Source organism: Rhabdothermus arcticus, assembly GCF_055382915.1.
Genome location: NZ_AP043808.1, coordinates 794676 through 814946 on the forward strand (window position 1 = coordinate 794676; position 20271 = coordinate 814946).

Sequence of the window (20271 nt, forward strand, 5' to 3'; positions counted from 1 at the left end):
GAAATTCCGTTAGACAATGAACCATGGACCCCTTCCGCACGATGGTGGACCGTTACGAGCGCTGGTTCGAGGAACACGCCGCGGTCTACGAGAGCGAGCTACGGCTTGCGCGGGCGCTCTTCCCGACGCGGGGGCGGGGCCTTGAGGTCGGGGTGGGCACCGGCCGCTTCGCCGCACCGCTCGGGATCGAGGTGGGCGTGGAGCCCAGTCCCGAGATGGCCGCGCTGGCCCGGGACCGGGGCATCCTCACCGTCCTCGCCAAGGGCGAGGCCCTCCCCTTCCCGGATCGCAGCTTCGATCGCGTGCTGATCGTGGTCACCCTTTGCTTTGCCGAGGATCCCGCGCGAATGCTGGCCGAGGCCTGGCGGGTGCTCGGCGCGAAGGGGAGCCTGGGGGTGGGGCTGGTGGATCGGGCCTCCCCCTGGGGCCGCCACGACCTCGCTCAGAAGGACACGAACCCCTTCTACCGACAGGCCCGCTTTTATACAGCGGCCGAGGTGGAGGGCTGGCTCCGCGCGCTCGAGCCCGAAGGCCTGGAAGCCGGTCAGACCCTGCTGGGCCCACCACCCAAACTGGCCGCGCCCGAGTGGCCGAGACCGGGGTACGGCGACGGGGGGTTCGTTTTTTTCGTAGCCTATAAGCGATGAGGCTCACCGTGGTCATCGAATGGCCCAAGGGGACCCGGGTGCGCTGGGAGTGGGACGGCGCGCGCTTTACCAGGCGGGTCGAGGATCGCCCGGCGCCGATCAACTACGGCTTCATCCCGGGCACCCAAAACCCCGCGGACCGCTCCGAGCTGGACGCCGTCCTCACCGGCCTCCCGGTCCCCGCGGGCAAGCGGGTGGAGGCCGAGGTGGTGGGCATGGTCATGCTCGCCGACGGGGATCACAAGCTGGTGCTGAGCCAACGTGGCGACTCTCCCGGGGCCGAGGAGCTCCGTGCCCTGCTCGCCTGGTTTCCCCCGGAGCGCAAGCCGGCTTTTCTGGACCGGGAGGAAACCCTACGCTGGCTTTCCCAACACCTTCCAGCAGGAAAGGAGGAAACCCATGCCTAATCACCGCGCCGAGGTGCCGCTGTTCACCCCCGCCCCGGACTTCGCGCTCAAGGAGGTGCGCACCGGGGAGCTGGTGGAGAAGGCGGCGTTTTCCGGACAGCCGCTGGTCGTGGCCTTCATCTGCAACCACTGCCCCTACGTGCGCCACGTCGAGGCCAAGCTCACCGAGGTGTTGAACGCGTACCTGGACCGGGGCGTGGGGGTGGTGGCGATCAGCGCCAACGACCCCGAGGCCTACCCCGAGGACGCGCCGGAGAAGCTCGCCGCGCAAGCCGAGCGGCTGGGGATGCGCTTTCCCTACCTCTTCGACGCGACCCAGGAGGTAGCCAAGGCGTTTAAGGCCGTCACCACCCCAGACCTCTTCGTCTACGACGCAGATCACCGGCTCTACTACCGCGGTCGTTTCGACGCCTCCCGGCCGAAGAAGGCGATTCCGGTCACCGGGGAGGACCTGATCCAGGCCCTGGAGGCCCTGCTACGCGGCGCACCGCCGCCAGAACCCCAACACCCGAGCATCGGCTGCACGATCAAGTGGCGGCCGAATAACGCCCCCGACTACGCCCGCTAGACCCGGTCCAGGGCCTCGCGGAAGAGGGCCTCGAGGTCCTCGGGCGCCTCCAGCCCCACCGAGACCCGCACCAGGCCGGGGGTGACCCCGGCGGCGATCCGCGCGGCCTCGGGGAGGCTTGCGTGGGTCGTGGTCCAGGGGTGCACGACCAACGTCCGGGCATCGCCGAGGTTCGGGGCCTTGAGCAGCCGGAGGGCCTTGAAGAAGCGGCTTGCGGCCTCGAGGTCGCCGAGGTCCAGGGTGAGCATCGGCCCGCCGCTCGCCAGGTAGCGCCGCGCCCGGGCATGCGCCGGGTCGTCGGGGAGGCCGGGGTAGCGCAGCCCCTTGACCGCCGGATGGCTTCTAAGCGCCCCGGCGAGCCGGGCCGCGCTCTGGCTCATCCGCGCCACCCGCAGCGCCACCGTCTCCAGCCCCAAAAAGATCTGCTGGGCGGCGAAGGGCGAGAGGGCCATCCCCCCGAGCCCGAGACCCAGCCGGCGCACCCGGGCCAAGATGGCCTGGGCGTCCCCTCCCGCCTCGCTTAGCCCGGGGAGACTTGCCCAAACCCCGGCCTCGCGGACGGCGACCGCGCCCCCCAGGGCCTGGCCGTGCCCCGCGGCCCACTTGGTCAGGCTCTCCACGGTCAGGTGCGCCCCCAGGTCCAGGGGGCGGGCCAGGGCTCCGGCGGCGCCGAAGGTGTTGTCCACCACCAGCACCACGCCGCGTTCCTCGGCGAGCTCGGCGAGCGGCGCGAGGTCCGGGACCTCGAGCGCGGGGTTCGCCAGCACCTCGACGAAGACCGCCCGCGTGTGGGGCCCGATCGCGGCCCCCACCGCGTCCGGGTCGGGGTCCAGGTAGCGCACCCGGATGCCCAGGGGGGCCAGGACCTCGTCGAAGAGCCCCACGGTCTGGCCAAAGAGCCCCCTGGCCGCGAGCAGCTCGTCACCGGGGGACAGGAGGGCGAGCATCGCGGCGAAGGTCGCCGCCTGGCCGGAGGCCAGCGCCACCACCCCGGCGGCGTCGTAGAGCGCCTTGAGGCGGGCCTCGAGGGCCGCCTGGGTGGGGTGCCCCACCCGCGCGTAGACGTAGCCGGTCCCTTGAGCGAACCGCTCGGCCCCGGCCTCGAGGGTGGGAAAACCGTAGGCGACCGGGGTGTAGATCGGCACCCCGACCGCGCCATGGGGGTCCTCGGGAAGCCCTGAAAGCACCGCCAGGGTCGCGTATTCCATGGGGCTATTTTAGGGCCCTTCGGCGGCGGTTGGCCTCCCGGTCGACGCGCTCGTTCTCGGGGTGCCCGGCATGCCCCTTCTGCCAGTGCCAGTGCACCCGGTGCCGCCGCACCTCCTTGAGGAGCGCCTCCCAAAGGTCCCGGTTCTTGACCGGGGTCTTCGCCGCGGTCCGCCAGCCGTTTTTTTGCCACCTTTCCAGCCAGCCCTCGGTGAAGGCCTTCCTCAGGTACTGGGAGTCGGTGTAGAGGTGCACCTCGCACGGACGCTTGATCGCCCTCAGGGCCTCGACCGCGGCGGTGAGCTCCATGCGGTTGTTGGTGGTGTTCGACTCGGCGCCGGAGATCAGCTTCTCATGACCCTCGGACGTCAACAGCGCCGCCCACCCCCCACGCCCCCGATCGTCGGCGGAACCGTCGGTGAAGACCTCGACCACACAACGCACCCTTGTATTGTAGGCCCCACGAAAAGCGGGCCTAAGACAGAAGCCCCAGTAGATTTTGCCACTTTCTTGCAAGAAAAACATAACTTGCCGCAAGGCAAAAGGAGGGCGGCCATGAACAACAAGCGCATGGAGATTCAAAAGCTGCAGCAGAAAGCCACCAGCCAAGCCGTTCGCCAAGAGAACCTCGAAAACCTGCTTAGGTTGGGGGTAAACCACCCCTTTGTGCTCGATAGCTTGACGCAAGCCCTGGACCTTCCGGCCTTACCTTATGAACCTGCAACCGGAGGGGGTAGGGCCAGGACGGGCGATCTCTACGAGGTTAAGCTGCGCAAACTGGACGGCGCGATGACGTGGCGTCGACGATTAAAAAGGGCGCGGAGAACGCATCCCTCTAGGTGTTTGCGGGAAGCCCGCAGCCAGAGGACACAGAGGTATGGGTGCTTTGGAGTATGATCTACGTAATCAAAAAATGAAATACGCTTGGCTCTCGGTCCTTCCCTGGGTATTTGTAGGCCTGGCCTTGATCACCGCCGCATCCAATCTCAAGCGCGAAGTCGGCCTAAGAGAAGCCTTGATCCTGCCCCTCCTCTTGCTCGGCCTTGCCGCCCTGAGCTGGGCCATCAAGTCCGCGCTTTCGCCATAACCCAAGGCTTAGCCCTTCGGCCGGGCCTACGTCCCGGCCGAGTTTTCAGTCCATAGGCGTGACGATCACGACGAACAAGTATTCGTGTTGTTCATCTGCCACCTCGACATCTTGGGCGACACGACTGAGTTCCCTTTCTAATTCCTTGAGCAAAGCGATCGCTCGGGAAGAGAGTGGAGCTTTCCCCAGCAACACCGTGACCCGGTCCTGCACTGAGGGCCTGCCCTCACCAACCACCAGGAAATCGGCATCATCCCGCTCCCTGCGCAAGCCATGCGACAACACGTGATCCAACGCCTCCTTAACGAACAGCTCGACGTGCCGCCTGGCCGCCTCATCAGGTGAGACAAACGGCGTCAGCGCGAAGGGGATCTTCACCCGTGCCGCGACGCGCTCAAAATAGACACGCCGCCCCTGACGACGAACTTCCTGCAAGAGACCAGCGTTCACCAGCTTCCGTACGTGGTAGCCAACCCGGTTGCGGGGCAGTTTGAGTTCCCTTGCTACTTCGGCCGCGGTCTTGGGTTGATCGAATGTGGCAAGAACTTGCAGGGTCAAGGGATTCGCCAAAGCTTGCGCCTCTTCCCGGCTTTGCAGTACGTAAGTTTCCCTCATATGAGCCCTGCCCCTTCCTAACGAATGCCCAACAAACCGCGGTGAACCGCCATACGCAGAGCGAACAGCAAGGAGAGTGCGCCACCCAAAACCCACATGGAAGCAATGAGCCATATTTCCGTTACGGGCAAGGCCAATCCCCGAAGCAACGCCAGCAATTGCAGATAAGGAAAGATCATGGACATCTTACCTACGGCAAAGGGAACGACCGCGCCACCCAACACGGCTAAGGAGAGCAGGTTCACAAGCGATCCGGTGCGCTTGAAAAGTATGGTTGCACTCGCCAAGAAGAGGCCTGGACCCAATCCGATCCACCAAGCCAACGGCGCCCAGCGCAAGAAGGCAAGAAGCTCCTCGAACCTCAGCTGAAGCGGCAGTGCGAGCAATATGAACGCCAAGCTTAGTTGACCTGTCATCCAAAGGCCGCGCACCAGGGCTTCAACCAAAAGGCGGCCTGTAAGGGGCCACCTGGTCAGAAGCATTTCTTCCTGAGAAGCCAAGGGGTCTCCCAGAAGCCGGGCTGGCGTCTGCAAGGACAACATGGCCATAAACCCTAGTAAAAGGGTGGCTAGCGGCTGGTCTTGCCCCAAAGCGTTGCCCGCCACGGCGAGAAGGCCCAAGAACAAGACGGTTGATAGTAAATTGGACAAAAAAGCGAGAGGGTAGCGCAGCTCTTGTACGGCTTGCAACCTTAAAAGCGTGACGACCAGCCCCACCGCACGTTTCATGGCCTCTCCCAAACACTTTTTTCTAAAGGTGATATCCGTTCCACATTCAAGAGTCCAGCCTTTGTAGCAGCTACGCGCGCGAGGACCGAAGCCAAGGAAGCAGCTTCCATAGGGCCAGAGAGGCCCCCTATGGCGTCCCTCGTCCAACCTTTCGGCAAGCTCCCATTCAGACGCTCGGGATGCGCCAACACCAGGCGTAGCCTTAGGGTTTGTCCCATGGCTTTGGCCACGTCCTCCAAGTCTCCCTCAGCCACCACCCGGCCCCGTCGCAAGACAGTAAAGGTGTCCGCGACGCTTTCCAGAAAGGTCAAGGACTGCGAAGTTAGGAGCACAGCTCGGCCCGCTCGGCGCTCTTCCTTTAGAAGCTGCATCAACACCTCTTGCCCCTCTACGTCCAGCCCCAAGGTCGGCTCATCGAGTAACAAAAGCTCGGGGCGTGGCAAAAGGGCGACCACGAGTCTGAGGCGCTGTCGCATCCCCCTGGAGTAGCGGTTGACGACGCGATGCCCTGGCAACCCAAACCGTTCGAGCAGGCGAAGACCCCAGTCCCGGTATGCTTGCGGGTCAAGGCCCAAGCAGGCGGCATGGCATTCGATGTTCTCCCAGGCTGTCCAGCGAGGTTCCAGCCGCCTCCGACCATCAAGCAAAACCCCGACCCGGTGCGCAAAACGGCCCATTGACAGAAGAGGACGTTGCCCAAACAAGCTCACCCGACCCGACCAAGGCGCAAGCAACCCTAAGGCCAGACGCAAAAGCGTGGTCTTGCCCGCTCCGTTGGCGCCAACCAAAGCGTGCACCTTCCCGGGAACGACGCGAAGGGAAAGCTCGCTGAGGACCGGAGCTCTTCGCCTATAGCCCGCGCTCACGCGTTCTAGTTCGAGCACGCTCTAAGCAACGCATCAAGGCATGGCAAACGAAAGCCGGTCATTTGTCATTCCCACTCGATCGTCCCCGGCGGCTTCGAGGTGAGGTCGTAAACCACCCGGCCGATCTCGGGAATGCGCTGGGGGATGAGCCGGGCGACCTCGTCGAGGAAGTCGTGGGGCAGCCGGGCCCAGTCCGCGGTCATCCCGTCGACGCTGGTCACCGCGCGAAGTACCAGGGTGTCGCCGTAGCGGCGCTCGTCCCCGGTGACCCCGACGCTCCGCACCGGCAAAAGCACCGCCAGAGCCTGCCAGACCTCGCCGTAGAGGCCGTGCTCCTTCAACAGCGAGATGAAGAGGTCGTCCGCCTGCCTGAGCACCTCGAGCCGCGCTTCGGTCACCTCGCCGAGCACCCGGATCGCCAGGCCGGGACCGGGGAAGGGATGACGCAGGCGGATCGTGTCCGGCAACCCGAGGAGCAACGCCAGCTCGCGCACCTCGTCCTTGAAGAGATAGCGGAAGGGCTCGAGCAGCTCGAAGCCAAGCTCCTCGGGCAGGCCGCCGACGTTGTGGTGGCTCTTGATCTTGGCCGCGCCAAAGCCGCCCGCGCTCTCGATCACGTCGGGGTAGAGGGTCCCCTGGGCGAGGAAGCGAAAGGGCCCCTCATGGGCGGCGACCTCGCGGAAGACCTCGATGAAGGTGTGGCCGATGACACGGCGCTTCTCCTCCGGGTCAACGACCCCTTTGAGCGCGGAAAGGAAGCGATCCTTGGCGTCGACGACCTTGAGGTTCACCCCGAGCGGCCGAAGCGAGCGCTCCACCTCGCCGCGCTCCCCGAGGCGCAACAGGCCGTGGTCCACGAAGACCGCGAGGTGGTCCACCCCGGCCCGGGCCAGGAGCAGGGCCAGCGCTGAAGAGTCCACCCCGCCGGAGACCGCGAGCAGGACCCGCGCGTCGCCCACCCGCGCCCTCACCTCGGCGATCATCGCCTCCAGCGCCACCTCAGGGGTCCAGTCGCGGCGCACCCCGGCAAGGTCGAGGAAGTTCTCGAGCATCGCCATGCCCTTCGGGGTGTGGCTGACCTCGGGGTGGAACTGCAGCCCAAACAGCCGCCTCGCGGCGTCCTGGATGCCGGCGACCGGGTTCTCCTCGGTGGCCGCGATCACCCGCCAGCCCTTTGGTAGCCGGGTCACCGCGTCGGCGTGGCTCATCCAGACCTGGACCTCCCCGGAGAGGCCTGCAAACAGCGGTCCCTCGTAGTGGGTCAGCCGCGCCTTGCCGTACTCGGCGCGGCCGGCGCGGGCCACCTCGCCGCCAAACTGCGCGGCCATGTACTGCATCCCGTAGCAGATCCCGAGGACCGGCACCCCCAGATCGAAGATCTCCGGATCCGGCCGTGGGGCGTCGGGGTCGAAGACCGAGGCCGGCCCCCCGGAGAGCACGATCGCCTCCGGATCCTCACGAACGAGCTTGGCCTTGGGCGTGGGCCCGGGGAGGATCACCGAGTAGGCCCGGAGCTCGCGCAGGCGCCGGGCGATGAGCCGGGTGTACTGGGAGCCAAAATCAAGAACGACGACCGCCATGGGCCGAGTTTACCGGCCCTTCAGCCGGATGCGGACCACCCCCCCGGGAACCGGGACCTCGAGCCCGAACTGGGCCGGCGCGTAGCCCGGCCGCTCCACGCGAAACCGCCAGCGTCCCTCGGCGTCCAGGTGGACCTCGGCGGGCACTTTGGCGAGGAAGCCGGTGGGGAGACTGGAGCCCTTGGGGGCCTCGAGCAAGAAGAGGTCCGCGGTGGTGCCCTCGGGCTCCACCAGGAACCGCACCGTCTGCCCCCGGGAGGTCCCGTTCCCCGCCAGGCGCCAGGCCATCAGACCGAAAAAGAAAAGCAGCAACAACGCAAAGCCATAGGCCAGCCCCTTGAGCAGCTGGCGGCGTGGCCGGCTCGGCTCCTGAACGGGGAAGGGAGGTTCGGCCGGCTCCTCGATGCGAATGATCTCCTTCGGGGACTCGACCAGCTCGACCCGGGGCTTGCTCGAAGGCTTCGCCTCCGGCGTTGGCGGGGGCTCGGGAGGGCTGACCTCCGGCTTGCGTACGACAACCGTAGGGGGCGGGGCCTTGGGCGCCCTGGGCGGCGGGGGGTCCCCGGGGGGCGCGGCCAACGCCTCGTCTCCCTCGTTCAAGTGCGCAAGGGCCTCGTCCAGGCTCAACCGGCCCTCGGCCAGGGCCTCGAGGAGCCGGGCCTTGGGCCAGGCCGCGAAGGTCTCCCCGCCGAGCTCCTTGAAGACCCGATAAAGGGCCACCTCATCGGGGTTCCGTTCGGGCCATGGCACGCCGGCGCCGGCGAGCCAGGCCTCCTCGCCGCGCACCCAGATCTCTTCCAGGCTGAGCTGGCCATGGGCCCCACCCGCCGCCTTAAGGGCCGCGAGGGTGGTCAGGAGCTGACGGGCCCAGGCCTCCAGCCGAACGAGGTCCGCCTCGCCCCGCCAGCGGGCCGCCACCACCGAACCGAAGGGGGGCTCGGCGACCCAGGCGTCCTCCTCCTGACCGCGCCAGGGCACCAGGCCATTGAGCGCTTGCCGCGGGGGGACGCCGGTGAGGGGGCGGTAGAGCAGGACCGTGCCCCCGGTCAGCGGGTCCAGCGCTTCGAACACCTCCAGGCCCGCCACGCGCTTGATTCGTTCCTTGATCCAATAGGGGCCCAGCTGGCGCACACCGCGATTATACCGCTTCGTTGACACCCATTTTCCGCCCTCCGTATAATCCGGTAAGCCCGCTGGGGCGGGAAAGGAGCGGGTATGGACTACAAGATCACGCTTTCCACGGAAGAGATTCTGCGCGGACTGAAGCACTACCGCCGGATCGCCAAACAGGACATCCTGCGCGCGGCGGAAACGCCGAACCCCGAGGTCTTCGAACGCCATGCCCGCGCCCGGCGCGAGGTCTACGCCCAGCTCTCCGAGATCGCCGAGAGCAAGGGGCCGGACGCCGCGGTGGCCTATGCCCTCGAGCTCTACCGCTCCCTGCCCTTTGTTACCGGGACCGCGGAGGACGAGCATCCCGAGATCAAGGGCAAGGAGAACGCGCTCGAAAACTTCTTCCTGATGATCGGCCTGGACCCCAAGGTGCGTCGAGAAGCCCGCAAGGCCCGCCCGCCGCTGGGATGATGCATCCCCTCGAAAACCTCAAGGAGAAGGCCAAGCACTGCACCGCCTGCCGGCTCGCCGAGACCCGCACCCAGGTCGTCTTCGGCGAGGGCAACCCCGACGCCCGGCTGATGTTCGTCGGCGAGGCTCCGGGCGCAGACGAAGACCGGCTGGGCCGCCCCTTCGTGGGCAAGGCCGGGCAGCTTTTGGACCGCATCCTGGAGGCCGCGGGGATCCCTCGACCCGAGGTCTACATCACCAACGTCGTGAAGTGCCGCCCGCCCGGCAACCGGACCCCCCTCCCCGACGAGGTCAAGACCTGCAGCAACCTCTGGTTGATCCCCGAGATCAACCTGGTCAAGCCCCAGATCATCGTGCCCCTGGGATCGGTGGCCACCCAGTTCTTCCTGGGCAAGAAGGTCTCGATCACCAAGGTGCGCGGGCAGTGGTTCGCGTGGAACGGGATCCCGGTCTTTCCGATGTTCCACCCCGCCTACCTGCTGCGAAACCCCTCCCGTGCCCCGGGCAGCCCCAAAGCCCTGACCTGGCAGGACATCCAGGCGGTCAAGCGGAAGCTGCAGGAACTCGGGGAAAAACCCAAGAAAGAGGTCAAGGCGGTGCGCCAAGACCCGCTCTTTTAGCCATGGACCGGCGCCTTCGCCTTGTGGCGCTTTTGATCGCGATCGCCCTTTTGGGCCTCGCGCTCTGGGAGAATCGGGGCGGCTACCGCCTCTGGCCCAACCTGCTCGCCTTCTTCGGCCTAGGGCTCGTGGCCTATGTCTACCGCCGCTAGTGCCGGAAGTGGCGCATTCCGGTGAAGACCATCGCGATCCCCGCCTCCTCGGCGGCGACGATCGAGTCCGCGTCGCGTTTTGAGCCCCCGGGCTGGACGATCGCCGCGATCTTATGCTCGGCGGCGAGCCGCACCACGTCGTCGAAGGGAAAGAAGGCGTCCGAGGCCAACACCGCGCCCTGGGCCTCCTCCCCCGCCTTTTCCAGGGCGATGCGCGCAGCGTCGATGCGGCTGGTCTGCCCCTGACCGATCCCCAAGGTGCGCTCGGCGTTGGCGACCACGATCGCGTTGGAGCGGGCGTGCTTAACCGTGGCCAAGGCCAGGCGCACCGCGGGCAGGAGCGCCTCTGGTAGGGGGGTCCGGGTCACCGGGCGGAGCGCCTCCCAAAGGCCGGTGTCCGGGGTCTGAGCGAGGAGGCCGCCCCAGAGCCCGCGAAACTCCCGCGCCGGGGGCACCGGGGGCTTGGCGACGACCAGGCGCAGGTTCTTCTTTCGAGCCAGCCGCGCCCGGGCCTCGGGGGTGTAGCCGGGGGCGATCAGGATCTCCAGAAAGAGGTGGCCCATGGCCTCGGCGGCGGCGGCGTCCACCTCGCGGTTGAACGCCACCACGCCGCCGAAGATGCTCACCGGGTCGGCGGCGTAGGCCCGCGCGTAGGCCTCGGCGGCGCTGGCCCCGAGCCCCACCCCGCTCGGCATCTGGTGTTTGATCGCGGCCACCGCCGGGGTCTCGAACTCGTGGACCAGCCGCCAGGCCGCCTCGGCGTCGGCGTAGTTGTTGTAGCTCATCGCCTTGCCCTGAAGCACCTCGGCCTCGAGCAGGGCGCCCGCCTCCCCACGCAGGCGGTAAAGGGCCGCGGCCTGATGGGGGTTTTCCCCGTAGCGTAGGGGGCTTCTTCGCTCCAGGACGAGCACCTCCCGCTCCGGGAAGGCCTCGCCTTGCTGGAACCAGCGCGCGATCATCGCGTCGTAGGTCGCGGTGTGCAAGAAGGCCTTCCTCGCGAGAGCCCGGCGCTCGTCCGCGCCTCCGCCCGAACGCAGGGCCTCGAGCACCCGCGGGTAGTCGTCGGGGTCCACGACCACCCAGACCCGGGGATGGTTCTTGGCCGCGGCCCGCACCAGCGCGGGGCCGCCGATGTCGATCTCCTCCAGCACCCGGGCCTCCGGCAGTTCCGCCTTGGCCGCGTCCTCGAAGGGGTAGAGGTTGACCGCCACCAGGTCGAAGGGAACCAGGCCGAGCTTCGCAAGCTCACCGAGCTGGTCCCCCCGGGCCAGGATGCCGGCGAAGATCGCCGGGTGCAGGGTCTTGACCCGTCCCCCGAGGGCCTCGGGGAAGCCGGTCAAGGCCTCGACCGGGGTCACCGGCAGGCCCGCCTCTCGCAGCACGCGGGCGGTGCCTCCGCTGGCGATCAGCTCAAACCCCAGCGCGAGGAGCCCTTCGGCGAAGGGAACCAGGCCACGCTTATCGGAAACGGACAAAAGCGCCCTCACTCCGGCGATTATAATTGCGCCAGCGTGGAGCTCTCCTTTTGGGCCAAGACCAGCGGCACCTGGATCAACGCCCTGGCGGTCGTGCTCGGCACCCTGATCGGGCTCGCCCTGCACGGCCGCCTCTCCCTGAAGCTGCGCCGGACGGTGGTCCAGGGGGTGGGGCTGACGACGCTCTTCATCGGCGTCTCCATGGCCCAGAGCCTGCCGCGGGGCGGTGCGGGAGCGATCGACGGGGTGGTCCTCGGCCTCTTGGCGATCGCCCTCGGAGGCGCGCTTGGCGAGGCCCTGGGGCTGGAGGAAGCGATCGAATCGGTCGGTGAACGGGTCCGGGTCGCGGTCCGGGGTGGCGGGCGCTTCACCGAAGGCTTCCTCACCGCGAGCCTGCTCTTTTGCGTGGGGCCGATGACCCTGATCGGGGCGTTGAACAACGGCCTCCTCGGCGATCCCTCGCTGCTCTTGATCAAGGCCACGCTGGACGGCATCTCCTCGATCGCCCTCACCGCCACCCTCGGCATCGGGGTGGGGTTTAGCGTGGTCGTGCTGCTCGCCTACCAGATCGGCCTTTCCCTCCTCGCGGGCACGCTGGGGGCGGTGCTGCCGGACCCCGCCCACGACCCCCGGGTGTTGCTCGCCACCGGGGTCGGTGGGTTGATGGTGATCGGCATCGGGCTCAACCTCCTGGAGGCGGCGAAGATCCGCGTGGGCGCGTTCCTCCCCGCGCTCTTTCTGGCTCCGTTGCTCTGGGCCCTGGCGCGCTTGGTAAGCTAGCTCGGGATGAAGCTCAGCGAGGAACTCCTCTCCCACCTGGAGACGCTGGCCCGGATCGCCCTAGCTCCCGAGGAAAAGGCAGCCCTGCGCGCCGACCTCGAGCGCATCCTGGCCTACGTCGAGCAGATCAACGCCCTCGACCTCGAGGGGGTCGTGCCCCTGACCCGGCCGGTGGAGGAAGCGGGGCGGCTGCGTCCGGACCGCCCCCGTCCCTCGCTTGACCAAGACGACGTTTTGAAGAACGCCCCGGACCGCGAAGACGGCTTTTTCCGCGTACCCAGGAGCGTCGAGTAATGCTGGACCTAAAGCGCATCCGCGAACAGCCCGAGGCGGTCAAGGCGGGGATCGCGAAGAAGGGCGAGACCGACCTGGTCCCCAAGGTCGACGCCCTGCTCGCCCTGGACGAGGCGCACCGCCAGGTCAAGGCCGAGCTCGACGAACTTCGCGCCGCCCAAAAAAGGCTTTCCCGGGAAATCGGAGCGAAAAAGCGCGCCGGCGAGGACGCCAGCGACCTCCTCGCCGAGGCCGAGGCGATCAAGGCCAAGATCGAGGCCCTCGAAGCCCGGGAGAAAGCGCTCGCCGAGGACATCCGGGCGATCCTCGCCGAACTGCCGAACCTCCCCCACCCTTCGGTTCCCGAGGGGCTGAGCCCGGAGGAGAACGTCGTCGTCAAGACTTGGGGCGAGGCGCGGCTGCCCGCCTTCACCCCCCGCCCCCACTGGGAGGTCGCCGAGGCTCTCGGCCTCATCGACTTCGAGCGCGGGGCCAAGATCGCCGGATCGGGTTTCCCGGTCTTCCTCGGCGACGGGGCGCGGCTGGTGCGGGCGCTCGAAAACTTCTTCTTGGACTTCCACGTCGCGCGGGGCTTCACCGAGGTGCGCCCGCCCCTCTTGGTGCGCCCGGAGGCCGCCTTCGGCACCGGCCAGCTCCCGGACAAGGAAGGGCTGATGTACGAGGTGGCCGGCGGCTACTACCTGATCCCCACCTCCGAGGTCCCGGTCACCAACCTGCACGCCGGGGAGATCCTAAGCGCCGAGGAGCTGCCCAAGAAGTACACCAGCTACACCCCCAACTTCCGCGTCGAGGCCGGGAGCTACGGCAAGGACGTGCGGGGCCTCAACCGCCTGCACCAGTTCGACAAGGTGGAGATGGTGGTGATCAGCCACCCCGACGCCTCCTACGCCTGGCTTGAGCGCCTCACCGAACAGGCCGAAGCCCTCTTGGAGCTGCTCGAGCTCCCCTACCGCCGCTTATTGATGTGCGCCGGGGACACCGGCTTCACCCAGGCCAAGAAGTACGACCTCGAGGTCTTCTCCGCCGGACAGCAGCGCTGGCTCGAGGTCAGCTCGATCTCCAACATGGAGGACTTCCAGGCCCGGCGGATGAACCTGCGCTTTCGCGAAAAGGGGCAAAAGCCCCGTTACGTCCACACCCTCAACGGCTCGGGGCTGGCCTTCCCCCGGGTCATCGCCGCCCTCTTGGAAAACCACCAGACCGAGGACGGCAAGGTCCGCCTGCCCGAGGCGCTCTGGCCCTACATGGGCAAGGAGACCCTCGGGTAGCGCCTAGCCCGCCGCGAGCAGGGCGTCGAGCCGCCGCCGCGCGGCCTCGGCCTCGCCTTCCCGACCGGCGGCCTCCAGGGTCGCGATCAGCCGCTCCCAGAGATAGGGGTCGTTCTCGTCGAGCCTGATCAGCTTGCGATAGACCTCCTCGGCCTCGATCGGCCGATCCATCGCCAGGAGCAGCTCCCCCACCCGCTCGCCGGCGCGGATCGCCAGGGCCCGCAGGTAGCTGCGCTCGGACTCCGCCCAGCTCGCGTAGGGTTCGTCGGCGAGGAAGTCCCCTTCGTAAAGGGCCAGCGCCTTTTGGTAGTGACGCAGGGCGACCTCCCCGGCGGCCGCGTCGCCGTCCCGGATCGCCGCCTCGAAGCGACGCACGTCGTAGTCGCAGTGGGGTGAGAGCTGCATCAGGTACCCTCCCTCGACATGCGTCACCTGAATCGCCTCCCGGACGTTTTCGAGCCGCTTGCGCAGCTCGTGAACCACCCGAGGAACGCGCTGGGCGGCGTCCTGAGGCGGCAGATGCGGCCACAGGGCCTCGGCGATCTCCTCGACCCCCAGCGGGCGCTCGAGGTGGGCCAACAAGACCTTGAAAAGGCGCCAGGGCTGGGTCTTGAGCCGGTCCGTGGCCAGGGCCTCGCCCTCCAGCCACACCCGCAGCCTCCCCAGCGCCCGCACCTCGGCCCGCGGCGCGGGCAACGCCGCCTCCTCCGTTTTCGGCACCACGCGCAGGGCCTGCCAGGCAAGCCGCTGCATCCAGAGCAGGGGCGCCATGGCCTGGGTGGCGGGCTTGGGAAGCCGGGAGAAGTACACCGTCTCCACCGCCACCACCTCCCCGTCCACGACGACCGGGAGGCAGTAACGGGGACGCCCTTCCGCGACGTAGGGGCAGGGCTTGCCCCCGCTCTTCACCGCGAGCGGCTCCCCGCTCCAAACCCCGCAGTCCAGGCGCTGGCAAGCCAAGGGCAGGTTGGCGGGCACCGCGGTGCGCGTTCCCGCCTTGTCGCGAAAGACCGCGGCCGAGGCACCGGAAAAGGCCACCGCGGATCGCAGCAGGGCCTCGATGACCGTGCGCGGATCGCGGTTCTTGGCCTGCCGCACGAGGTCGAAGAGCTGGCGTTCGCCGAGCGCGGTGAGCGCGGCGTAGATCCCCGAGGCGAGGACCGGCGCCACCGCCTCCAGGAGCTCGAGCGCGGCCAGTTCATCGGCCTCGGGGTCCTTGCTCGCAAGGTTCAAGACGCCGATGACCCCCCGCGGGGTCTCAAGCGGGTAGACCAGGTAGGTGCGGTACCCGGCGGCCTTGACCTTCTCCCTGAGATAGCGGGCGTCCTTGTGCAGGTTGTGGGTGACCAAGGGGGAGCGCTCGAGGGCCACGATGCCCGGATACCCCTCGCCGACCTCGAACCAGGCCCGCTCGAAAAAGGCGCTGCGGTTCTCCGCGTCCACCGCGGTGAGGATCAGGTGTCGGTGCTCGGGGTCGGCGATGAAGAGTTCGGCGGCTTCCATCCCCACCGCCCGGCGCAGCTTGGCCAGGAAGCGCTCGAGCGTCTGGAAGAAGCGCCCCGGCGCCTCCCCCATCCGCTGCGTGGCCCAGGCCAACGAGTACAGCACCTCCCCCAGCTTGGGCCGGCGGCGCTCGTCGAGGACGATCTGAAAGCCCCCGTCCACGACCAGCCCGTGGCAGCGCATCCGCTGACCGCGAACCCGGATCGGCACCTCGGCCTCGTACGCCCCCCGCCGCAGCTGGGCCATCACCGGGCAACGGTCGCAGACCGGCCGCCCAAAGTCGTCGCTGCCCTGGACGACCTCCCAACAGTAGCGCCCCTTCAGCTCGTCGGGATCGGCCTCGAAGAACCGAGCCATGCCCGGGGTCACGAGGACGATGCGGCCTGAAGGATCCACTCGCCAGCGCTTCAACGGCACCCCCCCACTATAGCGCGATAAGGACGTATGTCCCTGAAATGGAATCCCCAGGGAACCCCGCCCGCCTACCTTGAACCGCGAAGGAGGTGAACGGTGCGAAACCCCATGCGCTTGGTGTGGATCTTAGGCCTCCTCCTCGCCACCACGGCCCTGGCCGCGGACGGCGCCGCGCTCTACCAGGAGCACTGCGCCGCCTGCCATGGACCGAACGGCAAGGGGGTGCCGGGCGTCTTCCCGCCCCTGGCCGGCAATCCCCACGCCACCGACGTGAACCACGTGATCAAGGTCATCAAGGAGGGGCTGAGCGGACCACTAACGGTGAACGGAACGACCTACAACGGCAGCATGCCTTCCTTCTCCCAGCTCTCGGACGAGGAGGTGCGGGCGCTGGCCACGTATGTCGCCGCGGGGCTCAAGGGCACGCACGAAGCACCCGCCAACGCCGCGCCGCTGCGGCAGGGCGACCCCGAACGCGGCCGGGCCCTCTTCGTCGGGGCCCGGCGCTTCCAGAACGGAGGCACCCCGTGCATCGCCTGTCACCAGGCCAAGGGCCTGGGCGCGCTGGGCGGCGGCACCCTGGGCCCGGACCTCTCCGACGCGGGGAAGAAGTTTGGCGACGCCCTTCCCACCCTTTTGGAAAAGCCAGGTTTCCGCATCATGCGCGTCATCTACCGGGACAAGCCCCTGACCCCGGATGAAGCCCGGGACGTCGCCGCCTTCCTCAAAAGCGCAGAGGAAGCGAAAGCCGGTGCGACCGGTGCACGCTTTTTCGGCCTCGGAGTCTTGGGCACCGCGGTGCTGTTCTTGATCCTGCTGCCCGCCTGGCCCAGGCAGAAGCTGACCTACCGCGATCTCTTGCAAAGGAGGAAACGATGAAGGACTGGATCAAGGAGATCGAGTCGCCGGCCGAACGCAAGTGGGAGGAGTTCTACCGCAACCGGCACCAGCACGACAAGCGGGTGCGCACCACCCACGGCGTCAACTGCACCGGAAGCTGCAGCTGGGAGGTCTTCGTCAAGGACGGCATCGTCACCTGGGAGCTGCAGGCTACCGACTACCCCCTGCTGGAGGAGGGCCTGCCGCCCTACGAACCCCGCGGCTGCCAGCGCGGCATCAGCTACTCCTGGTACCTCTACAGCCCCATCCGGGTCAAGCACCCCTACGCCCGCGGGGCCCTGCTCGACCTCTGGCGGGAGGCCAAGAAGGCCCACGCCGATCCGGTCAAGGCCTGGGAGGCCATTCAAAACGACCCGGAAAAACGCCGCCGCTACCAGCGCGCCCGGGGCAAGGGCGGCTTCCGTCGCACCACCTGGGACGAGGCCCTGGAGATCGTCGCCGCCAGCGTGGTGCACACGATCAAGAACTACGGGCCAGACCGGGTGATCGGCTTCTCGCCGATCCCCGCCATGAGTCAGGTCAGCTACGCCGCGGGGAGCCGCTTCCTCTCCCACATCGGGGGCACGATCCTCAGCTTCTACGACTGGTACTGCGACCTTCCCCCCGCCTCTCCGGAGATCTTCGGCGAGCAGACCGACGTCAACGAGTCCGCCGACTGGTACAACAGCCGTTTCATCGCGGTGATGGGCTCGAACCTCAACATGACCCGCACCCCGGACACCCACTTCATCTCCGAGGTACGGCACGCGGGGGCGAAGCTGGTCGTCTTCAGCCCCGACTTCTCCCAGGTCGCCAAGTACGCGGACTGGTGGGTGCCGGTCAACCCCGGGCAGGACGGGGCCTTCTGGATGGCCGTGGACCACGTCCTGCTCAAGGAGTACTACGCCGATCGTCGCACCCCGGAGTTCGAGGCCTACCTCAAGACCTACACCGACGCCCCCTTCCTGATCGAAATCGATGGCGACCGTCCGGGACGCTTTTTGCGAGCCGGTGAGCTCGAGGCCTACCAGGACGTCGAGCACAAGGACTGGAAGCTTTTGGTCTGGGACAAGGACAAGGGCCCGCGCATGCCCCAGGGCGCGATCGGATTCCGCTGGGCAGAGCGGGAAAAGGGCAAGTGGAACCTCGAGCCCAAGGACGGCAAGACCGGCGAGGCGATCGACCCCGAGCTCAGCTTCCTCGAAGCCCACGACGAGGTGCGCGAGCTGGTCTTCGACGACTTCGCCGGCGAACGCACCCTCAAGCGCGGGGTGCCGGTGCGCTACGTGCAAACCACCCGCGGCCGGGTCGCGGTGGCCACGGTCTTCGACCTCCTGATGGCCCAGTTCGGGGTGGGCCGCGGCCTGCCCGGCGCCTACCCCAAGGACTACGACGACCCCGAGCCCTACACCCCCGCCTGGCAGGAGGGCTACACCGGCATCAACCGCGAGACCGTGATCCGCTTCGCCCGGGCCTGGGCCGAGAACGGGCGCAAGACCGGCGGCAAGAACATGATCATCATCGGCGCCGGGGTCAACCACTGGTACCACAACAACCTGATGTACCGGGCGGGGATCGTGGGGCTGATGCTCACCGGCGCGGTGGGCAAGAACGGCGGCGGCCTGGCCCACTACGTGGGCCAGGAGAAGGTCGCCAACCAGGCCTCCTGGGCCTCGATCGCCTTCGCGCTGGACTGGGGCATGCCCCCGCGCCACCAGAACACCCCCAGCTTCCACTACGTGCACACCGACCAGTGGCGCTACGAACGCGGCGCCCGGGACTACGACCGGGCCCCGAGCGAGGTGGACCTGCACACCATGGATCACCAGGTCCGGGCGGTCAAACGGGGCTGGCTCCCGTTCTATCCCCAGTTCAACCAAAACTCGCTGGAGCTCGCCGCCGAGGCCGAGGCCAAGGGGGCCAAGAGCGACGCCGAGATCGTGGCCTACGTGGTGGACAAGCTCAAAAAGGGTGAGCTCAAGTTCGCGGTCGAGGACCCCGACGCCCCCGAGAACTGGCCGCGGGTCTGGTTCATCTGGCGGGGCAACGCGATCGGCACCAGCATGAAGGGGCATGAGTTCATGCTCCGCCACTACCTCGGCACCCACTCCAACGCGGTGGCCAAGGAGTGGGCCAAGGACGCGGTGAAGGAGGTGGTCTTCCGCGAACCCGCCCCGGAAGGCAAGCTGGACCTCGTCGTCGACCTCAACTTCCGCATGGACACCAGCGCGCTCTACTCGGACCTGGTGTTGCCGGCCGCCAGCTGGTACGAAAAGCACGACCTCAACACCACCGACATGCACACCTTCGTCAACCCCATGCAGCCGGCGGTCCCCCCGGTCTGGGAGGCCAAGCCCGACTGGGAGATCTTCAGCCTCTTCGCCAAAAAGATCGCCGAGCTCGCCAAGACCCACCTCCCCGACCCGGTCAAGGACGTGGTGATGCTGCCCTTGCAGCACGACACGCCCGATGAGCTGGCCCAGACCGAGGTCAAGGACTGGTGGAAGGGCGAGGTCGAGGCGATCCCCGGCAAGACGATGCCCAAGTTCCGGGTGGTGGAACGCCGCTACACCGAGCTCTACGAACGCATGGTCTCGCTGGGCAAGGGGATCGAACAAAACGGGGTCGCCGCCCACGGGCTGAAGATCCCCGCCGCCGAGGAGTACGCGGCGCTCAAGTCCCACCAGCCCCGACACAGCGCCCTCCTCGGGGATGTCTTCCCCGCCCTGGAAAACGGCAAGCAGGTCGCCGAGGCCATCCTCCGGCTGGACCCGGTGACCAACGGCGAGCTCGCCTACAAGGCCTTCCTCGAAGAAGAGAAGAAGACCGGGTTGAAGCTTCGCGACCTGGGCGAGAAGAACCGCAGCGTGCGCATCACCTTCGACGCGATCGTGGCCCAGCCCCGCCGGCAGCTCACCACGCCCACCTGGTCGGCGATCATCAACGACGGCCGGGCCTACAGCCCCTTCACCCTAAACGTCGAGCGGCTCGTCCCCTGGCGCACCCTGAGCGGGCGCATGCACTTTTACCTGGACCACCCCGGCTACCTCGCCTGGGGCGAGCACCTTCCCACCTACAAGCCCCGCCCCGACGTCACCGAGCTCCTGGAGACCGAGGTCAGCCAGAAGGAGGGCAAGGGGCGGTTGATGAACTACATTACCCCCCACGGAAAGTGGTCGATCCACTCCACCTACTCCGAGAACAACCGCATGATGACCCTCTCGCGCGGCGGCTACCCGGTCTGGATGAACGACAAGGACGCCGCCGAGCTGGGCATCGAGGACAACGACTGGGTCGAGCTGTTCAACGACAACGGGGTCTTCGTGCAGCGGGTGATCACCTCGGCGCGCATCCCCCGGGGGACGGTCTTCGTCTACCACGCCACCGAGCGCACCGTGGGCATCCCCAAGTCCCCCTTGCGCAAGAAGCGGGCGGGGATGAACAACTCGATCACCCGCACCCGCTTGAAGCCGGTGCTGATGAACGGCGGCTACGCCCAGTTCACCTACTTCTTCAACTACTGGGGCCCCACCGGAGTCAACCGCGACACCTGGGTCTACGTGCGCCGGGTCGAACGGCCCGAGTTCTAGGAGGCGAT

Annotated in this window: 21 protein-coding genes; 12 read left to right on the plus strand and 9 right to left on the minus strand. The window is 67.5% G+C overall.

Annotation, left to right across the window (positions count from 1 at the left end):
• Positions 1 to 23: 23 nt before the first annotated feature.
• The 3 genes from ACZ48Y_RS04155 to ACZ48Y_RS04165 are packed head-to-tail and all read left to right on the plus strand — an operon-like array spanning position 24 to position 1622.
• On the plus strand, positions 24 to 647 hold the full coding sequence (locus ACZ48Y_RS04155) for a class I SAM-dependent methyltransferase (protein WP_464742447.1): 624 nt from the start codon (positions 24 to 26) through the stop codon (positions 645 to 647).
• A complete protein-coding gene (locus ACZ48Y_RS04160; protein ID WP_464742449.1) occupies positions 644 to 1054 on the plus strand; it encodes an inorganic diphosphatase in 411 nt (136 codons plus the stop codon). Before ACZ48Y_RS04155 ends, ACZ48Y_RS04160 begins: the two co-directional genes overlap by 4 nt.
• Positions 1047 to 1622: a thioredoxin family protein gene (locus ACZ48Y_RS04165; RefSeq protein ID WP_464742451.1), complete on the plus strand. Its 576-nt coding sequence runs from the start codon at positions 1047 to 1049 to the stop codon at positions 1620 to 1622. Before ACZ48Y_RS04160 ends, ACZ48Y_RS04165 begins: the two co-directional genes overlap by 8 nt.
• On the opposite strand, the gene ACZ48Y_RS04170 is transcribed toward ACZ48Y_RS04165, so the two are convergent.
• Positions 1619 to 2830: an aminotransferase class I/II-fold pyridoxal phosphate-dependent enzyme gene (locus tag ACZ48Y_RS04170; protein ID WP_464742453.1), complete on the minus strand. Its 1212-nt coding sequence runs from the start codon at positions 2828 to 2830 to the stop codon at positions 1619 to 1621. The genes ACZ48Y_RS04165 and ACZ48Y_RS04170 overlap by 4 nt on opposite strands.
• 4 nt (positions 2831 to 2834) lie before the next feature.
• A complete protein-coding gene (gene rnhA, locus ACZ48Y_RS04175) occupies positions 2835 to 3272 on the minus strand; it encodes a ribonuclease HI (RefSeq protein WP_464742455.1) in 438 nt (145 codons plus the stop codon).
• 433 nt (positions 3273 to 3705) lie between these two features.
• Between rnhA and ACZ48Y_RS04180 the strand changes: the two genes are divergently transcribed.
• Complete coding sequence (locus ACZ48Y_RS04180) at positions 3706 to 3915, plus strand: hypothetical protein (RefSeq protein WP_464742457.1); 210 nt, start codon at positions 3706 to 3708, stop codon at positions 3913 to 3915.
• Between the two features lie 45 nt (positions 3916 to 3960).
• Here the strand turns inward: ACZ48Y_RS04180 and ACZ48Y_RS04185 are convergent, their stop codons facing one another.
• The 5 genes from ACZ48Y_RS04185 to ACZ48Y_RS04205 are packed head-to-tail and all read right to left on the minus strand — an operon-like array spanning position 3961 to position 8835.
• Complete coding sequence (locus ACZ48Y_RS04185; protein ID WP_464742459.1) at positions 3961 to 4530, minus strand: helix-turn-helix domain-containing protein; 570 nt, start codon at positions 4528 to 4530, stop codon at positions 3961 to 3963.
• A 17-nt stretch (positions 4531 to 4547) separates the two neighbouring features.
• On the minus strand, positions 4548 to 5258 hold the full coding sequence (locus ACZ48Y_RS04190; protein ID WP_464742461.1) for a hypothetical protein: 711 nt from the start codon (positions 5256 to 5258) through the stop codon (positions 4548 to 4550).
• On the minus strand, positions 5255 to 6142 hold the full coding sequence (locus ACZ48Y_RS04195) for an ATP-binding cassette domain-containing protein (protein ID WP_464742463.1): 888 nt from the start codon (positions 6140 to 6142) through the stop codon (positions 5255 to 5257). Before ACZ48Y_RS04195 ends, ACZ48Y_RS04190 begins: the two co-directional genes overlap by 4 nt.
• Positions 6143 to 6189: 47 nt before the next feature.
• Positions 6190 to 7704, minus strand: coding sequence for a glutamine-hydrolyzing GMP synthase (guaA, locus tag ACZ48Y_RS04200; RefSeq protein WP_464742465.1), 1515 nt, complete (start codon positions 7702 to 7704; stop codon positions 6190 to 6192).
• 9 nt (positions 7705 to 7713) lie between these two features.
• Positions 7714 to 8835 carry a hypothetical protein gene (locus tag ACZ48Y_RS04205; protein WP_464742467.1) on the minus strand — a complete coding sequence of 374 codons (1122 nt, stop codon included), beginning with the start codon at positions 8833 to 8835 and terminating at the stop codon, positions 7714 to 7716.
• A gap of 84 nt (positions 8836 to 8919) precedes the next feature.
• Between ACZ48Y_RS04205 and ACZ48Y_RS04210 the strand changes: the two genes are divergently transcribed.
• The 3 genes from ACZ48Y_RS04210 to ACZ48Y_RS04220 are packed head-to-tail and all read left to right on the plus strand — an operon-like array spanning position 8920 to position 10060.
• Complete coding sequence (locus ACZ48Y_RS04210; protein WP_464742469.1) at positions 8920 to 9288, plus strand: hypothetical protein; 369 nt, start codon at positions 8920 to 8922, stop codon at positions 9286 to 9288.
• Entirely contained in the window at positions 9285 to 9908 is a 624-nt protein-coding gene (locus ACZ48Y_RS04215; RefSeq protein WP_464742471.1) for a uracil-DNA glycosylase, read from the plus strand. Before ACZ48Y_RS04210 ends, ACZ48Y_RS04215 begins: the two co-directional genes overlap by 4 nt.
• Before the next feature lie 2 nt (positions 9909 to 9910).
• A complete protein-coding gene (locus ACZ48Y_RS04220) occupies positions 9911 to 10060 on the plus strand; it encodes a hypothetical protein (protein ID WP_464742473.1) in 150 nt (49 codons plus the stop codon).
• Here the strand turns inward: ACZ48Y_RS04220 and purH are convergent.
• On the minus strand, positions 10057 to 11547 hold the full coding sequence (purH, locus tag ACZ48Y_RS04225; RefSeq protein ID WP_464742475.1) for a bifunctional phosphoribosylaminoimidazolecarboxamide formyltransferase/IMP cyclohydrolase: 1491 nt from the start codon (positions 11545 to 11547) through the stop codon (positions 10057 to 10059). The genes ACZ48Y_RS04220 and purH overlap by 4 nt on opposite strands.
• A gap of 24 nt (positions 11548 to 11571) precedes the next feature.
• On the opposite strand from purH, the gene ACZ48Y_RS04230 reads away from it, so the two are divergent.
• From ACZ48Y_RS04230 to serS, 3 genes are read left to right on the plus strand one after another with little or no spacing between them, the layout of a single operon-like run.
• Positions 11572 to 12315, plus strand: a complete 744-nt coding sequence (locus ACZ48Y_RS04230) for a DUF554 domain-containing protein (RefSeq protein WP_464742477.1) — start codon at positions 11572 to 11574, stop codon at positions 12313 to 12315.
• Positions 12316 to 12321: 6 nt separating this feature from the next.
• Positions 12322 to 12609, plus strand: coding sequence for an Asp-tRNA(Asn)/Glu-tRNA(Gln) amidotransferase subunit GatC (gene gatC, locus ACZ48Y_RS04235; RefSeq protein WP_464742479.1), 288 nt, complete (start codon positions 12322 to 12324; stop codon positions 12607 to 12609).
• Positions 12609 to 13877, plus strand: coding sequence for a serine--tRNA ligase (serS, locus tag ACZ48Y_RS04240; RefSeq protein WP_464742481.1), 1269 nt, complete (start codon positions 12609 to 12611; stop codon positions 13875 to 13877). Before gatC ends, serS begins: the two co-directional genes overlap by 1 nt.
• 3 nt (positions 13878 to 13880) lie before the next feature.
• Here the strand turns inward: serS and ACZ48Y_RS04245 are convergent, their stop codons facing one another.
• On the minus strand, positions 13881 to 15791 hold the full coding sequence (locus ACZ48Y_RS04245) for a GAF domain-containing protein (protein WP_464742483.1): 1911 nt from the start codon (positions 15789 to 15791) through the stop codon (positions 13881 to 13883).
• 99 nt (positions 15792 to 15890) lie between these two features.
• On the opposite strand from ACZ48Y_RS04245, the gene ACZ48Y_RS04250 reads away from it, so the two are divergent.
• Both ACZ48Y_RS04250 and ACZ48Y_RS04255 read left to right on the plus strand, forming a co-directional pair.
• Positions 15891 to 16673 carry a c-type cytochrome gene (locus ACZ48Y_RS04250; protein WP_464742485.1) on the plus strand — a complete coding sequence of 261 codons (783 nt, stop codon included), beginning with the start codon at positions 15891 to 15893 and terminating at the stop codon, positions 16671 to 16673.
• Positions 16670 to 20263: a nitrate reductase subunit alpha gene (locus ACZ48Y_RS04255; RefSeq protein ID WP_464742487.1), complete on the plus strand. Its 3594-nt coding sequence runs from the start codon at positions 16670 to 16672 to the stop codon at positions 20261 to 20263. Before ACZ48Y_RS04250 ends, ACZ48Y_RS04255 begins: the two co-directional genes overlap by 4 nt.
• Positions 20264 to 20271 lie beyond the last annotated feature (8 nt).